At 72.6% G+C, this 15628-nt stretch carries 14 protein-coding genes and 1 pseudogene; 5 read left to right on the top strand and 10 right to left on the bottom strand.

From position 1 onward, the window contains the following. Window positions 1-101 precede the first annotated feature (101 nt). Both AC0KTA_RS31555 and AC0KTA_RS31550 read left to right on the top strand, forming a co-directional pair. Complete coding sequence (locus tag AC0KTA_RS31555) at window positions 102-689, top strand: pyridoxamine 5'-phosphate oxidase family protein (protein ID WP_481051606.1); 588 nt, start codon at window positions 102-104, stop codon at window positions 687-689. A 90-nt stretch (window positions 690-779) separates the two neighbouring features. Continuing rightward, complete coding sequence (locus AC0KTA_RS31550) at window positions 780-1766, top strand: bile acid:sodium symporter family protein (RefSeq protein WP_481051605.1); 987 nt, start codon at window positions 780-782, stop codon at window positions 1764-1766. Between the two features lie 33 nt (window positions 1767-1799). Here the strand turns inward: AC0KTA_RS31550 and AC0KTA_RS31545 are convergent, their stop codons facing one another. The 7 genes from AC0KTA_RS31545 to AC0KTA_RS31515 form a co-directional block, all read right to left on the bottom strand. Continuing rightward, window positions 1800-2345: an arginine repressor gene (locus tag AC0KTA_RS31545; protein ID WP_189734789.1), complete on the bottom strand. Its 546-nt coding sequence runs from the start codon at window positions 2343-2345 to the stop codon at window positions 1800-1802. 7 nt (window positions 2346-2352) lie between these two features. Beyond that, entirely contained in the window at window positions 2353-3597 is a 1245-nt protein-coding gene (locus AC0KTA_RS31540; RefSeq protein WP_481051604.1) for an acetylornithine transaminase, read from the bottom strand. After that, a complete protein-coding gene (gene argB, locus AC0KTA_RS31535; RefSeq protein WP_481051603.1) occupies window positions 3594-4511 on the bottom strand; it encodes an acetylglutamate kinase in 918 nt (305 codons plus the stop codon). The genes AC0KTA_RS31540 and argB overlap by 4 nt, the downstream gene beginning before the upstream one ends. Before the next feature lie 65 nt (window positions 4512-4576). Then, window positions 4577-5728: a bifunctional glutamate N-acetyltransferase/amino-acid acetyltransferase ArgJ gene (gene argJ / locus AC0KTA_RS31530; RefSeq protein ID WP_481051602.1), complete on the bottom strand. Its 1152-nt coding sequence runs from the start codon at window positions 5726-5728 to the stop codon at window positions 4577-4579. Beyond that, window positions 5725-6753: an N-acetyl-gamma-glutamyl-phosphate reductase gene (gene argC / locus AC0KTA_RS31525; protein WP_481051601.1), complete on the bottom strand. Its 1029-nt coding sequence runs from the start codon at window positions 6751-6753 to the stop codon at window positions 5725-5727. The genes argJ and argC overlap by 4 nt, the downstream gene beginning before the upstream one ends. Window positions 6754-7004: 251 nt before the next feature. After that, complete coding sequence (locus AC0KTA_RS31520) at window positions 7005-9224, bottom strand: NADP-dependent isocitrate dehydrogenase (RefSeq protein WP_481051600.1); 2220 nt, start codon at window positions 9222-9224, stop codon at window positions 7005-7007. Window positions 9225-9348: 124 nt separating this feature from the next. Next, on the bottom strand, window positions 9349-9780 hold the full coding sequence (locus AC0KTA_RS31515; RefSeq protein WP_481051599.1) for a MerR family transcriptional regulator: 432 nt from the start codon (window positions 9778-9780) through the stop codon (window positions 9349-9351). Between the two features lie 63 nt (window positions 9781-9843). On the opposite strand from AC0KTA_RS31515, the gene AC0KTA_RS31510 reads away from it, so the two are divergent. Beyond that, the gene (locus tag AC0KTA_RS31510; RefSeq protein ID WP_481051598.1) at window positions 9844-10812 is read left to right on the top strand and encodes an SDR family NAD(P)-dependent oxidoreductase; all 969 of its coding nucleotides are present in this window, start codon (window positions 9844-9846) and stop codon (window positions 10810-10812) included. A gap of 65 nt (window positions 10813-10877) precedes the next feature. On the opposite strand, the pseudogene AC0KTA_RS31505 reads toward AC0KTA_RS31510, so the two are convergent. After that, a pseudogene (locus AC0KTA_RS31505) lies at window positions 10878-12446 on the bottom strand (alpha/beta fold hydrolase); the annotation flags it as partial. Window positions 12447-12765: 319 nt separating this feature from the next. Here AC0KTA_RS31505 and AC0KTA_RS31500 point away from each other — a divergent pair. Both AC0KTA_RS31500 and AC0KTA_RS31495 read left to right on the top strand, forming a co-directional pair. After that, window positions 12766-13755 (top strand): aldo/keto reductase, encoded by a 990-nt coding sequence (locus AC0KTA_RS31500; RefSeq protein ID WP_481051597.1) that lies wholly within the window; start codon window positions 12766-12768, stop codon window positions 13753-13755. Between the two features lie 163 nt (window positions 13756-13918). Then, entirely contained in the window at window positions 13919-14401 is a 483-nt protein-coding gene (locus tag AC0KTA_RS31495) for a DUF6314 family protein (protein WP_481056634.1), read from the top strand. A 52-nt stretch (window positions 14402-14453) separates the two neighbouring features. Here AC0KTA_RS31495 and AC0KTA_RS31490 read toward each other — a convergent pair whose 3' ends face one another. Next, window positions 14454-15029 carry a histidine phosphatase family protein gene (locus AC0KTA_RS31490; protein ID WP_481051596.1) on the bottom strand — a complete coding sequence of 192 codons (576 nt, stop codon included), beginning with the start codon at window positions 15027-15029 and terminating at the stop codon, window positions 14454-14456. A gap of 90 nt (window positions 15030-15119) precedes the next feature. Then, window positions 15120-15581, bottom strand: a complete 462-nt coding sequence (locus AC0KTA_RS31485) for a GNAT family N-acetyltransferase (protein ID WP_481051595.1) — start codon at window positions 15579-15581, stop codon at window positions 15120-15122. Window positions 15582-15628 lie beyond the last annotated feature (47 nt).

Genomic DNA, 15628 nt, shown 5'->3' with positions numbered 1-15628 from the left:
GTGCATTCACTGTCATGCATGAGTATGCATTGCGGCGCATGATTCGTCAATCCATCGAAGTTATTAGACAGGCGAACTAAAGACGTCCATAATCCTTAGGCATGGGAAAGACTTATGAGCGCATCGACGGCCGGCTCCGTACGTTCATCGAGGAGCAGCCGATCTTCTTCACCGCGACCTCGCCACTCGCCGCCGACGGAACGATCAACCTCTCCCCCAAGGGAGTCACCGGTTCCTTCGTCATCCTCGACGAACTCACCGTCGCCTACCTGGACTTCGCGGGCAGCAACGCGGAGACCATCGCCCACCTGCGGGAGAACGGCCGCATCACGCTCATGTGGTGCGCCTTCCAGGGCCCGCCCAACATCGTCCGGGTGCACGGCCGCGGCGAGCCCGTCTTCCGCGACGACCCGCGCTTCCCTGAACTCCTCGCCCGCTTCCCCGACGTCGACCCCACCCCGCACGGCCTGCGCGCGATCATCGTCGTGACGGCCGAGCTCGTCCGCGACACCTGCGGGTACGCGGTGCCCTTCATGTCGTACGACGAGGACCGCGATCTGCACGCGAAGCGCTTCGCCCGCGAGGACGACGCGTCGCTGGACGCGTACTTCAGCAAGAAGGAGGACATCGCGACGAGCATCGACGGGTTGCCGGGGTTGCCGCTTCCGTTGCCGCCGACCCCGGCCTGAGCCCGGATGACGTACGCCCGACAACACGTGTAGCGACCACATACCGAGACGGGGTTGCGTCGCCGCCCCGCCGGGACGTTGCATCGCCGGGTGCAGACCGAACAGACAACGCCCGGTCCGGCGGCGACGGGTGCCGCTCCCCCGGACCCCGCCGACCGGGCCGCCCGTCGTGCCGTCACCGTCTTCCCCGTCCTCGTCCTGGGCGCGGGCGCGCTCGGGCTCCTCGTGCCGGGCGCCTTCGAGGGCTGGGGCGCGAACGTCCCGTATCTGCTGGGCGTGGTGATGTTCTGCATGGGGCTCACCATGACCCCGCTGGACTTCCAGGGCGTGGTGAAGCGGCCGTGGGTGGTGGCCCTCGGCCTCGTCGCGCACTACGTCATCATGCCGGGCCTGGGATGGCTCATCGCCCACGCCCTGGGCCTCTCACCGCAGTTGGCGGCCGGGGTGATCCTCGTCGGCTGCGCGCCGAGCGGTACGGCGTCGAACGTCGTGACCTACCTCGCGCGCGGCGACGTGGCCCTCTCGGTGTCCGTCGCGACCGTCTCCACGGTCCTCGCGCCGCTCGTCACGCCGCCGCTCACGCTGCTGCTCGCGGGCGAGTTCCTGCCGGTGGACGCGGGGTCGATGGTCACGGACATCCTCAAGACCGTGCTGCTGCCCGTCGCCGCCGGGCTCGTCGTGCGGCTGTGCTTCGGGAGTTACGTCGACCGTGTGCTCGGCGCGCTGCCGTGGCTGTCGGCCGCGACCGTGGCCGTCATCGTCGCGGTGGTCGTGGCCGGCAGCGCGGCGGCCATCAAGTCGGCGGCCGCGCTCGTGCTGGTCGCCGTCGTGCTGCACAACGGCCTCGGCCTCGCGCTCGGCTACGGCGCGGGAAAGCTGGCCCGCCTGGGCCCGCCCGCCTCCCGCGCGATGGCCTTCGAGGTCGGCATGCAGAACTCCGGCCTCGCCGCGTCCCTGGCCACCGCCCACTTCAGCCCGCTGGCGGCGCTCCCGGCGGCGGTGTTCTCCGTGTGGCACAACGTGTCGGGGGCGCTGGTGGCGGCATGGATGTCGCACCGGGCGCGGCGCACCGGCTGACGGAGCTCTGCGCCGGCGTCAGTGCACGTTCGCTCAGTGCTCGTTCGAGGCGAGCCGCAGCAAATGGTCCGCCAGCGCCTGGCCCCCCGTCGGCTCCCGGCTGATCAGCATCACCGTGTCGTCGCCCGCGATCGTCCCGAGGATGTCGTGCAGTTCGGCCTGGTCGATGGCCGAGGCGAGGAACTGGGCGGCGCCGGGCGGGGTGCGCAGGACGACGAGGTTGGCCGAGGCCTCCGCGGAGATGAGCAGTTCCACGGAGAGGCGCCGCATGCGCTGCTCCTTGGCCGACTCGCCGAGGGGGGCGCGGGGCGTGCGGAAACCGCCCTCGCTGGGCACGGCGTAGATCAGGTCGCCCTCGGCGTTGCGGATCTTGACGGCGTTGAGCTCGTCGAGGTCGCGGGAGAGCGTCGCCTGGGTGACGGTCAGACCGTCGTCGGCCAGGAGCTTCGCCAACTGGCTCTGGGACCGCACGGGCTGCCGGTTGAGGATGTCCACGATCCGGCGGTGGCGTGCGGTGCGGGTCTGCGGCACGGCGGGTCCCGCGTGCTCGGCCGGCCCGTTGTCCTGCGCGTGGCTCATCGTCGTCTCATTCCCCGGATCGTCCTTCCCCGTTGGCCCCGTCGGCCCCATCACCCGCATGGGCCCCGTCGGCCGCGACGGCCTGGTCGAGGACGCCGGGCAGGGCCCGGAGGAAGGCGTCCACCTCGACGTCGCGCACGTTCAACGGCGGCATGAGCCGTACGACATCGGGGGCGGGCGCGTTCACCAGGAAGCCGGCGTCCTGAGCCACCTGCTGCACCTGCGCTGCCAGCGGCTCGGTGAGCACGATACCCAGCAGCAGGCCCGCGCCCCTGACATGGTCGACCAAGGCGTGCCCGGCTGACTCGATTCCGTCGCGCAGCTTCTCGCCGGCGCGCTTGGTGTTGTCCAGGAGCCCCTCGGCCGCGATGGTGTCGACGACGGCGAGTCCGGCGGCGCAGGCCACCGGGTTGCCGCCGAAGGTCGTGCCGTGGTGACCGGGCCTGAGCAGGTCGCCCGTCGCGCCGAAGGCGACGGTCGCGCCGAGCGGCAGGCCGCCGCCGAGGCCCTTGGCGAGCGTGACGACGTCCGGCTCCACGCCCTCCTGCGCGAGGTGGGCGAACCAGTGGCCGGTACGACCGATTCCGGTCTGCACCTCGTCGAGGACGAGCAGGGTGCCGGTGGCGCGGGTGATGTCGCGGGCCGCCTTCAGATAGCCGGCCGGCGGGACGACCGCGCCGTTCTCGCCCTGGATGGGCTCGATGATCACGAACGCGGTGTCCTCGGTGACGGCCGCGCGCAGCGCCTCCACGTCGCCGTACGGAACGTGCGTGACGTCGCCGGGCAAGGGCAGGAACGGCTCCTGCTTGCCGGGCTGGCCGGTGAGGGCGAGGGCGCCCATGGTGCGGCCGTGGAAGCCGCCCTCGGTGGCGACCATGTGCGGGCGGCCCGTCAGCCGGCCGATCTTGAAGGCGCCCTCGTTGGCCTCCGCGCCCGAGTTGCAGAAGAAGACGCGGCCGTCGCGGCCGAAGAGGTCGAGCAACCGCTCGGCGAGGGCCACCGGTGGCTCGGCGACGAACAGGTTGGACACGTGGCCGAGCGCGTTGATCTGCCGGGACACCGCCTCCACGACGGCCGGGTGACCGTGGCCGAGCGCGTTCACGGCGATGCCGCCGACGAAGTCGGTGTAGCGCTTGCCGTCCGCGTCCCACAGCGTGCTGCCCGCGCCGCGCACCAGCGGGATGCGGGGCGTGCCGTAGTTGTCCATCAGGGCGCCCTGCCAGCGCCGGGTCAGGTCCTGGTTGGACGTCATGCCGGGTCCCCCTCGGTCAGCTCGTCCGGCACGACCATCGTGCCGATTCCTTCGTCGGTGAAGATCTCCAGCAGGATCGCGTGCTGGACGCGCCCGTCGATGACGCGGGCGGTGTGCACGCCGTTGCGCACAGCGTGCAGGCAGCCCTGCATCTTGGGCACCATGCCGCTGGACAGCTCCGGGATGAGCTTCTCCAGCTCGGTGGCCGTCAGCCGGCTGATGACGTCGTCGCTGTGCGGCCAGTCCTCGTAAAGACCCTCGACGTCGGTGAGCACCATCAGCGTCTCGGCACCAAGCGCCGCAGCGAGTGCCGCAGCCGCCGTATCAGCATTGACGTTGTAGACATGCCCCTTGCCGCCTTCGTCCTGGGAGCGGGCGATCGAGGAGACGACCGGGATGCGGCCGTCCGCGAGCAGCGCCTCGATGGCGCCCGTGTCGATCTCGGTGACCTCGCCGACCTGGCCGATGTCGACCAGCTCGCCGTCGATCAGCGGCCGGTGCCGGGTCGCGGTGATGGTGTGCGCGTCCTCGCCGGTGAGGCCGACGGCGAGCGGTCCGTGCTCGTTGAGCAGGCCCACGAGCTCGCGCTGCACCTGCCCGGCGAGGACCATGCGGACGACGTCCATGGCCTCGGGCGTCGTCACGCGCAGGCCCGCCTTGAACTCGCTGACCAGGCCCTGCTTGTCGAGCTGGGCGCTGATCTGCGGGCCGCCGCCGTGCACCACGACGGGCCTGAGGCCCGCGTGGTGCAGGAACACGACGTCCTGGGCGAAGGCGGCCTTCAGCTCCTTGTCCACCATGGCGTTGCCGCCGAATTTGATGACGACGGTCTTGCCGCGGTGGCGGGTGAGCCAGGGCAGCGCCTCGATCAGGATCTGTGCCTTGGGCAGTGCGGTGTGCTTGCGGGTGCTCATGGGGCTTTCCAGGTGGGGACGGACGTACCGCGCGGTGACGTACGTCCTGTGAGACGGCGTACGCCCTACGAGGAGTACGCGCTGTTCTCGTGGACGTAGTCGGCGGTGAGGTCGTTGGCCCAGATGACGGCGGACTCGGAGCCGGCGGCGAGATCGGCGGTGATGCGCACCTCGCGGTAGCGCATGTCCACCAGGTCGCGGTCCTCGCCCACCGAGCCGTTCTTGCAGACCCAGACGTCGTTGATGGCGACGTTCAGGCGGTCCGGCTCGAAGGTGGCGGCGGTGGTGCCGATGGCGGAGAGCACGCGGCCCCAGTTGGGGTCCTCGCCGTGGATGGCGCACTTGAGGAGGTTGTTGCGGGCGATGGAGCGGCCCACCTCGACGGCGTCGTCCTCGCTGGCCGCGCCGACGACCTCGATGCGGATGTCCTTGCTCGCGCCCTCGGCGTCGCCGATGAGCTGCCGGGCCAGGTCGTCGCACACCTGCCGGACGGCGTCGGCGAACTCCGCGTACTCCGGCGTCACTTCGGCGGCGCCGGACGCGAGCAGCAGCACCGTGTCGTTGGTCGACATGCAGCCGTCGGAGTCGACGCGGTCGAAGGTGAGACGGGTCGCCTCGCGCAGCGCCTTGTCCAGGTCGGCGGCGGGCAGATCGGCGTCGGTGGTCAGGACGACCAGCATCGTGGCGAGGCCCGGCGCGAGCATGCCCGCGCCCTTGGCCATGCCGCCGACCGTCCAGCCCGCGCCCTCGGCGACGGCCGTCTTGTGCACGCTGTCCGTCGTCTTGATCGCTATGGCGGCCTTCTCGCCGCCGTGCCCGGACAGGGCGGCGGCGGCCGTCTCGACGCCCGGCAGGAGCTTGTCCATGGGGAGCGTGACGCCGATCAGGCCCGTCGACGCGACGGCGACCTCGGCCGCGTTCACGCCGAGGACGTCCGCCGCCTTCTCCGCGGTGGCGTGCGTGTCCTGGAAGCCCTTCGGGCCCGTACAGGCGTTGGCGCCGCCGGAGTTGAGGACGACCGCCGAGACCTGGCCGCCCTTGAGGACCTGCTCGGACCACAGGACCGGCGCCGCCTTCACGCGGTTGGACGTGAAGACTCCGGCGGCGGCGCGGCGGGGCCCGTCGTTGACCACGAGGGCCAGGTCCGGGTTCCCGCTGTCCTTGATCCCGGCGGCGATGCCCGCCGCCCGGAATCCCTTGGCTGCCGTGACGCTCACGGTGCGACTCCGATCGTGGATAGGCCCAGCTCCTCCGGGAGCCCCAGGGCGATGTTCATGCTCTGCACCGCGCCGCCGGCGGTGCCCTTGGTGAGGTTGTCGATGGCGCTGATGACGATCACGCGGCCGGACGCCGGGTCGTGGGTGGCCTGGACGTGCACGGCGTTGGAGCCGTACACCGACGCCGTGGCCGGCCACTGGCCCTCCGGGAGCAGCCGCACGAACGGCTCGTCGGCGAAGGCCTTCTCGTACGTCGCGCGCACGCTCTCGGCGCTCACGCCCGGCTTCGCCTTGGCGCTGCAGGTGGCGAGGATGCCGCGCGGCATGGGGGCCAGCGTCGGCGTGAAGGAGACCGTGACGCGCGAGCCCGCCGCGGCGCTCAGGTTCTGGATCATCTCCGGCGTGTGCCGGTGCGCTCCGCCGACGCCGTACGGCGACATGGAGCCCATGACCTCGGAGCCCAGCAGATGCGGCTTGGGCGCCTTGCCCGCGCCGGAGGTGCCGGACGCCGCGACGATCACCGCCTCGTCCTCGACGAGCCCGGCGGCGTACGCGGGGAAGAGCGCCAGCGAGACCGCCGTGGGGTAGCACCCGGGCACCGCGATGCGCTTGGTGCCCGCGAGCGCGGCCCGGCCGCCGGGCAGCTCGGGCAGGCCGTACGGCCAGGTGCCCGCGTGCGCGCTGCCGTAGAACTTCTCCCAGTCCGCCGCGTCCCGCAGGCGGAAGTCGGCACCCATGTCGACGACGAGCACGTCCGGGCCGAGCTGCTCGGCGACGGCGGCGGACTGGCCATGCGGCAGGGCGAGGAAGACGACGTCGTGACCGGCCAGGCTCTCGGCGGTGGTCGGCGCGAGCACGCGCTCGGCGAGCGGGGCCAGGTGCGGCTGGAGCGCGCCCAGGCGCTCACCCGCGTTCGAGTGGGCGGTGAGTGTGCCGATCTCGACCTCGGGGTGCACGGCCAGGAGCCTCAGCAGCTCCCCGCCCGCGTATCCGCTCGCTCCCGCGACCGCTGCGCGTACCGTCATGGAATCCTCCTGCGTGAATGGCATGAATATACATTGCGCCGCACGTTTATACAACGGGGATCCGGGCCGCCCGCCGCGGCCGACTGCTGGTGAGGCGTCGCCGGAGCCGACGAACCGGGCTCCATCCCACATCCCCCAAGGTGATCGACGCTCGGCCCATGATGGCACCGGAACCGCGACCGCCCCGGCCGACGACTGCCGACCGGGGCGGGGACACGCGGTGCGCGTCGGACGCGTGCGCGCCGGGTGCGTCAGGCGAGCGAGGCGATCGCCTGGTTGAACGTGGCCGACGGACGCATGACCGCAGAGGCCTTGGCCGCGTCGGGCTGGTAGTAGCCGCCGATGTCGGCCGGCTTGCCCTGGACGGCGAGGAGCTCGTCGACGATGGTCTGCTCCTGCTCGGCCAGCGTCTTGGCGAGCGGGCCGAACGCCTCGGCGAGCTGCGCGTCGTCGGTCTGCTTGGCCAGCTCCTGCGCCCAGTACAGGGACAGGTAGAAGTGGCTGCCGCGGTTGTCGATGCCGCCCAGCTTGCGGCTCGGCGACTTGTTCTCCTCCAGGAAGGTCGCCGTCGCGCGGTCCAGGGTGTCCGCGAGGACCTGGGCACGCGCGTTGCCCGTGGTCTGCGCGAGGTGCTCGAAGGAGACCGCGAGCGCGAGGAACTCGCCCAGGCTGTCCCAGCGCAGGTAGTCCTCCTTGACGAGCTGCTGCACGTGCTTGGGCGCGGAGCCGCCGGCGCCGGTCTCGAACAGGCCGCCGCCGTTCATCAGCGGGACGACCGAGAGCATCTTGGCGCTGGTGCCGAGCTCCAGGATCGGGAACAGGTCCGTCAGGTAGTCGCGCAGGACGTTGCCGGTGACGGAGATCGTGTTCTCGCCGCGGCGGATGCGCTCCAGGGAGAAGCGGATCGCGTCGACCGGCGCCATGATCTCGATCTGCAGGCCCTCGGTGTCGTGCTCCGGGAGGTACTGCTCGACCTTGGCGATGAGCTGCGCGTCGTGGGCGCGGCCCTCGTCCAGCCAGAAGACCGCCGGGTCGCCGGTGGCGCGGGCGCGCGAGACGGCGAGCTTCACCCAGTCCTTGATCGGGGCGTCCTTGGTCTGGCACATGCGGAAGATGTCGCCCGCGGCGACCTGCTGCTCCAGGACGGCGTTCCCGGCCTCGTCGACGACGCGGACGGTGCCCTCGGCCGCGATCTCGAAGGTCTTGTCGTGGCTGCCGTACTCCTCGGCCTTCTGCGCCATCAGGCCGACGTTCGGCACCGAGCCCATGGTGGCCGGGTCGTAGGCGCCGTTGGCGCGGCAGTCGTCGATGACGACCTGGTAGATGCCCGCGTAGGAGCTGTCGGGCAGCACCGCGAGGGTGTCGTGCTCGTTGCCGTCCGGGCCCCACATGTGGCCCGAGGTGCGGATCATCGCCGGCATGGAGGCGTCGACGATGACGTCGCTCGGTACGTGCAGGTTGGTGATGCCGCGGTCGGAGTCGACCATGGCGAGCTCGGGGCCCTCGGCGAGCTCCGCGTCGAAGGACGCCTTGATCTCGGCGCCGTTCGGCAGGGCCTCCAGGCCCTTGTAGATGCCGCCCAGGCCGTCGTTCGGGGCCAGGCCCGCGGCGGCGAGCGCGGCGCCGTGCTTCTCGAAGGTCTTCGGGAAGAAGGCGCGCAGCACGTGACCGAAGATGATCGGGTCCGAGACCTTCATCATCGTGGCCTTCAGGTGCACGGAGAACAGCACGCCCTCGGCCTTGGCGCGGGCGATCTGCGCGGTCAGGAACTCGCGCAGCGCGGCGACGTGCAGGACGGAGGCGTCCACGACCTCGCCCGCGAGCACCGGCACCGACTCGCGCAGGACGGTGGTGGAGCCGTCCGCGGCGGCCAGCTCGATGCGCAGCGAGCCCGCGCCGCCGATGACGGCGGACTTCTCCGTGGAGCGGAAGTCGTTCTCGCCCATGGTGGCGACGTTCGTCTTGGAGTCGGCCGTCCAGGCGCCCATGCGGTGCGGGTGCTTGCGGGCGTAGTTCTTGACCGACGCGGGGGCGCGGCGGTCGGAGTTGCCCTCGCGCAGGACCGGGTTGACGGCGGAGCCCTTGACCTTGTCGTAGCGAGCGCGGATGTCGCGCTCCTCGTCGGTCTTCGGGTCGTCCGGGTAGTCCGGCAGCGCGTAGCCCTGCTTCTGCAGCTCGGTGATCGCGGCCTTCAGCTGCGGGATGGACGCCGAGATGTTCGGCAGCTTGATGATGTTCGCCTGCGGCGTCCTGGCCAGCTCGCCGAGCTCGGCCAGCGCGTCGTCGATGCGCTGGGCCTCCTTCAGGCGCTCCGGGAAGCTCGCGATGATCCGGCCCGCCAGGGAGATGTCACGGGTCTCGACGCGCACACCCGCCGTCGAGGCATACGCCTGGATCACGGGCAGGAAGGAATGCGTCGCGAGGGCGGGGGCCTCGTCAGTGTGTGTGTAGATGATGGTCGAGTCAGTCACCGGGTGCTCCGCTCCACGTCTGCAACATTGCTCGACATCAAGATATCTCGTGCGGGCGGGGGTACTGACAGGGCCCTCGTCCGAGGTTCTGGACCCGGCGCGCGGGCGCGGCCCCGGCGTCCGGTCACCGGGACGGTGCGGGCGCCCACACCCCCGCCGCCGTGCCCTCGCGGACATGCTTCTCGTACGCGGCGACCTTGCCGTGGATGATCTCCAGGCTCGCCTCCAGCTCGGCGATCCGCGCGCGGACGGCACGCTCGTGCTCCTGGAGCAGGGCGAGCCGTTCGGCCTCGTTCCCCGGACCCGAACGGACAAGCCCGGCAAACCGCTTCAGTTCGGCAATCGGCATCCCGGACGCCCGCAGCCGGTTGCAAAGGGCGAGCCACTCCACGTCGGCGGGCGCGTAGACGCGCCGCCCGCCGCCGGTGCGCGGGATCGGCCGCAGAAACAGTTCCTCGCGCTCGAAGAACCGCAGCGCGTGCACGCTCAGGCCGGTCGCCTCGGCGACCTCGCCGATGGACAGTCCGGCGTGCTTGTCGTCGTCCCCGTTCCCCACGCGCACCTCCCCTTCCGGGCCGAGCTTGATCTAGATCGCAGTCTAGGTTCTAGCGTCCTGCCCATGACCACCAAGAACCCCGACCGGCGCCCGCTCGGCTCCGGCCACGACGCCCGCAGCACCGCCGACGACGTACTGAAGGGCATCGACCTGACGGGCCGGACCGCCGTGATCACCGGTGGCTATTCCGGGCTCGGTCTGGAGGCGACCCGCGCGCTCGCCCGCGCCGGGGCCCGCGTGATCGTCCCGGCGCGCAGGCCGGAGACGGCGGCGGCCGCCCTGCGCGGCACCCCCGGCACGGAGGTCGCCGCGCTCGACCTCGCGGACCTCGACAGCGTCCGCGCGTTCGCCGACGCGGTGCTGGCGGGCGGCCGCGCCGTCGACGTGCTCATCAACAACGCGGGCATCATGGCCTGCCCGGAGACCCGGGTGGGCCCCGGCTGGGAGGCCCACTTCGCGGTCAACCACCTCGGCCACCACGCGCTGGTCAACCGCCTCGCCCCGACCTTCACGCCGGGCCGCGCCCGCGTCGTGTCGGTGGCCTCGTCGGGCCACTTCCTCTCCGGCATCCGCTGGGACGACCTCCACTTCCGCCGCGAGCCCTACGACCGGTGGCTCGCCTACGCCCAGTCCAAGACGGCCAACGCCCTGTTCGCCCTGCACCTCGACACCCTCGCGGGCGACCGCGGCCCGCGCGCCTTCGCCGTGCACCCGGGCAGCATCCTCACCCCGCTCCAGCGCCACATCCCGCGCGAGGAGCAGGTCGCGCAAGGCTGGATGGACGCCGACGGCAAGCCGGCCCCCGGCTTCAAGTCCCCGGCCCAGGGCGCGGCGACCGCCGTGTGGGCGGCGACCTCGCCCCTGCTCGCGGAGCACGGCGGCGCCTACTGCCAGGACTGCGACATCGCCGAGCCCGCCACCACGGACGACATGCTGATCGGCGGCGTCAAGCCCTGGGCGGTGGACCCGGCCGCGGCGGCCCGGCTCTGGCGGCTGTCCGCCGACCTCACCGGCCTCGACGCGTTCGCGTAGCCGCCGGGTGCTCGCTGGCGGTCGACGGCCGGGGCCGGGGCCAGGGCTGAGGCCGGAGCCGGGGCCGGGCACTCCACATCCCGCTCCGGCAGCGCGCCGCCGCCGAGGTAGGCGTTGACGGCCCGGTCCGCGCACGGCACCCGCGTCAGGCCGTCGACCTCGCGGCCGTACACGCCGTGGGCGCGGATGTCGGTGGCGACCAGGCGGGAGCCGCGCAGCGCGCGGTGCATGGCGAGCGCGTCCGCGAACCGCGTGTGGTCGCGCTTCGCCTGGAGCATCAGGACTGGCACGTCGTTGTCGACGGTCACGGCGGGCTCGCGCGGCGACTGCTCGAAGAACAGGCAGGGCGCGGTCACACCGTTCACGAACGGTCCGAAGACGGGCTCGGTGGCGCGGCTGCGCACGCTGTTCTTCCAGTACGTCTCCGTGGAATCGGGCCACCCACCGGCGGGCCAGCCGCCGTCGCCGCACATGAAGAGCGTGCCGCCGAGCATGCTGTCGCCGGCCTCGGGCGAGTTCAACATCTTCAGCATGGCGGCGAGTTCGGGCCCCGGCTCCGTCAGCTCACCCTGGTCGGCGGCGACCAGGTCGCGCACCAGCGAGGCAACCAGGGCGTCGTTCTCCCACTGCGTGAGCGGCTGCTTGAGGACCATCCGCAGCAGCGGCGCGGTCAGGCGCTGCCCGGCCACGGCCGTCGGCCGCCGCTCCGCGTGCGCGATCACCTTCTCGACCCGGGCGCGGACTTGGGCTGCGGTGCGGCCGAGCCGGTACGTCGTGTGGTGCCGCGCCGTCCACGCGGCCCACTCGTCCAGGGCGCGCTCGGCGGGCGCGCCCGAGCGCCGGAACTGCTCGTACTGCGTGGCGGCGGGGTCGGTGACGGAGTCGACGACGAACCGGTCGACGCGGCGCGAGAACAGCTGCGTGTACGTGGCCCCCAGGTCCGCGCCGTACGAGACGCCGTAGTACGACAGCTTGCGCTGCCCCAGGGCCGCGCGGATCACGTCCATGTCGCGGGCGACGTTGCGGGACGAGGCGTGCGGCAGCAGCGCGCGGTTGTCGCCGTGCTCGTGGCAGCGGCGGGCGTCCTCGCGTCCGGCGCGCACCGACGCCTCGAAGTCCTCGCGGGGGCTGGTCGTCGGTCCGGGCGGCGCGGGCTTTCGCGCCGGGTCGCAGACGATCGGCGTGCTCTCGCCGAGGAAGCGCGGGTCGAAGCCGATGAGGTCGTAGCGGCCCGCGACGTCCTTCAGGGCGGGGCGCAGGGCGAGGGTGTAGGCGAGGCCGAGGCCACCGGGCCCGCCCGGGTTGGTCAGCAGGGCGCCGCGGCGCTCGTCCGCCGGGGCGGTGGCCTTGATGCGGGAGACCGCGATCTTGATCGTGCGGCCGTCCGGGTGCGCGTAGTCGAGCGGGACGGTGACGTGGGCGCAGCGCGCGCCCGCCGCGTTCAACTCCTTCTGGGCGGCCGGGCACGGGCCCCACGTCAGGCGCTGCTGCTCGTACTTGGCGAGGCCGACCGTCCGGGCCGGTGCCGCGGGCCGCTCGGACCAGGCCTGCGCGGGTAAGGCCTGCGCGGGCAGACCGCCCGCGAGGACAGCGGCGAGGCCGAGCCCGGCGGCGGTCGTGGTGGTGGCGCGCATCGTGCTCCTTGAGGTCGTGCGGGGGCCGCTGGCGGTGAGGTCGTGCGGGGGCCTCTGGCTCCTTGATGTCGTGCGGGGGCGTGGCGGTGCCCGGAGTGCGGTCATGACGCTAGGAAGGGCTGCGCTGCGCGGCCATCCGGCCAGCAACAGCTTCGTACGGGGGACAGCCCCCGTTGCGCACCCGTCGCGCCGCCGTCTCCGCGCAGCCCGCTCCCGCCGGGACCGCGCGCCCCTGCCGGGGCACCGCGCGCTTGCCATGGAGCACACTTCAACTCCTAGGGTCACGCCCAGGATCACCGCACCACCAGGAGGCACCACCATGACCGGCATACCCACACGCAGGCTCGGCGCCCTGACGGTCTCCGCCCAGGGGCTCGGCTGCATGGGGATGAGCGACGCCTACGGCGCCTCGGACGACGCCCAGTCGACCGCCACCCTCCACCGCGCGCTCGACCTCGGCGTCACCCTCCTCGACACCTCCGACTACTACGGCGGTGGGCACAACGAGGAGCTGCTCGGCCGCGCCCTCGCGGGCCACCGGCGCGAACAGGCCGTCCTGGCCACGAAGTTCGGCTTCGCCAACCGGCTCGGCGAGCCCACGGCGATCCGCGGCGACGCGGCGTACGTACGCCAGGCCTGCGACGCCTCGCTGCGTCGGCTCGGCGTCGACCACATCGACCTCTACTACCTGCACCGCGTCGACCCGAACGTGCCCATCGAGGAGACCGTCGGCGCGATGGCCGAGCTCGTCGCCGCCGGAAAGGTGCGCCACCTCGGCCTCTCGGAGGCGAGCGCCCGCACGATCCGGCGTGCCCACGCCGTGCACCCGATCGCGGCGCTGCAGAGCGAGTGGTCGCTGTGGACGCGGGACCTGGAGGACGAGATCGTGCCGGTCTGCCGGGAGCTCGGCATCGGCATCGTGCCGTTCTCGCCGCTCGGCCGGGGCTTCCTGACCGGCCGGGTCACCTCCGTCGACACCCTGGAGGCGGGCGACATGCGGCGCACCCAGCCGCGGTTCGCGGACGGCAACCTGGAGCGGAACCTCGCCATCGTCGACGCCCTCAACGACCTCGCCGCGCAGCGAGGCGTCACGGCCGGCCAGCTCGCGCTCGCCTGGGTGCAGCACCGCGGCGCCGACGTGGTCCCGATCCCGGGCACCCGCCGCCAGAAGTACCTGGAGGAGAACCTGGCCGCAGCCACCCTCGACCTGTCCGCCGACGAGCTGGCCGCGATCGACGCGGCGGCGCCCGCGGGCGGTGTCGCCGGGACCCGCTACGACGAGGGGAGCATGGCGGTCGTCGACAAGTAGGCCGACGGCACCGGAGGTGCCCGAGCCCGGCCGTGTCGACAAGTCGTCCGCCGAGTAGCCTGCGGGTATGTCGGTTCCCTATGGCTCCCATGGCTCCCATGGGAGCCATGGCCCCCATGGCCCCGATGAGCGCGCCGACACCGCGCGGGCCCTCGTGCACGCGGTGCCGGACGCCCTCGCCCACCTGGCCGGGGACTGGCACGTCGAGCGGACGGTGCGGAACTTCGCGGACGCGGCGGGCGGGCCGGTGGCGGGGTGGTTCACCGGGACCACACGGTTCACGCCGATCGACGGCGCTGCGCGGGACGGCGCGGCGCAGGATGACGCGGCGCTGGACGGCACAGGGCTGCTGCACCACGAGTCCGGCACGTTCACCTGGGACGGCGTCGCCCGGCCCGCCGAGCGCACGCTCCGCTTCCTGCCGGGCACGCCCGCCGGCACCGTACGCGTCCACTTCGCCGACGGCCGCTTCTTCCACGACCTGGACCTGCGCTCGGGCCGCCACACCGCCGACCACCCGTGCTCGCTGGATCTGTACCGGGGCGAGTTCGAGGTGTACGACGAGGCGCGCTGGCGCACCCGGTGGCGGGTGGCGGGCCCCGCCAAGGACCTGCTCCTGACGACGGACTACACCCGGCTGCCCTGACTGGCACGGCCGCCCTGACCCCTGCCCGGAACGGGCCGACGAGCCGAACGCCCTACGCCGCCGCCTCGATCCGCAGGTTCCACCGGCCGCCGTGCCCGGCAAGGGTGACCGTCGACAGCGGCCGCACGTCGATGTTCCAGAACGTCGCCGGGGGCGCCTTCAGGGCGTACACGAGCGCGGCCCGCACCACGGACGGCTCGGCCACGGCGACGACGCGGCCCCCGTCCCCGACGGGCCGGGTGTCGAGCCAGCCGCCGACCCGGGAGATGAACCCGAGCAGCGACTCGCCGCCGTGCGGGGCCGATCGCGGATCGCGCAGCCAGGCCTCCACCCCGTCGGGCTCGCCCGCGGTCACCTCGGCCAGCGTGTAGCCGCGCCAGCGCCCCATGTCGCAGTCGCTCAGGGCGGGTTGGGCCAGCGGCGCGAGGCCGAGCGCTTCGCCGGTGGCGCGGCTGCGCGGGGTCGGCGAGCAGTAGCGCAGCTCGGCCACGCCCAGCGGCAGCAGCGCGGGGGCGGCGCGCCGCACCTCGTGCCAGCCCGCCGCGTCCAGCGGCCGGTCGTCGTCGAACCGCTCGGTGAGCAGCGCGGTGCCGCGCGCGGCCGATATCAGCGTCACGCGAACGTGCATGCGGTGATCGTGGGGCGCGTGGTGCCCGTGGTCAAGGGGTGCCCGGGGCCAAGGGCTGCCCGCGGTCAAGGGGCACCCGGCAGCAGGGAGTCACTGCGCGCCGAGCACCATCCAGTTCCCCGGGTTCTCCAGCACGGCGAACCCCACCTTCGCGTACACCTCGTGCGCGTCCCCGGTCGCGAGCAGGATCCTGCGCAGCCCGTACGGGGCGAGGTGGTCCCGCACCCCGGCCGCGAGCGCGGTGCCGAGCCCCTTGCCGCGCACCGAGCGGTCGACGTACACGTCGCAGAGGTAGGCGAACGTCGCGTGGTCGGTCACCACGCGGGCGTACGCCACCTGTGCGCGCGAAGCCTCCTCGTACACGCCGAAGTTGAGCGATCCGGCGATGGCCGCGTCCTGTGTCTCGCGGGATCTGCCGAGGGCCCAGTAGGCGTCCTCGGAGAGCCACGCGTGGATGCGGGCGGGGTCGAGGCGGGCGGGGTCGGTGGACATCTCGTACCCGGCGGGGAAGGTGTACTCGGTTCCGTCAGGGGCTACGTACTCGTTGGTCATGACGTGAGACTCCCAGGGGCGGCACCCGGCGTCGAGCGCCTTTCACC

The sequence above is a fragment of the Streptomyces sp. Y309 genome (genome assembly GCF_056712025.1).
This window is presented reverse-complemented; position numbering and strand designations above follow the sequence as displayed.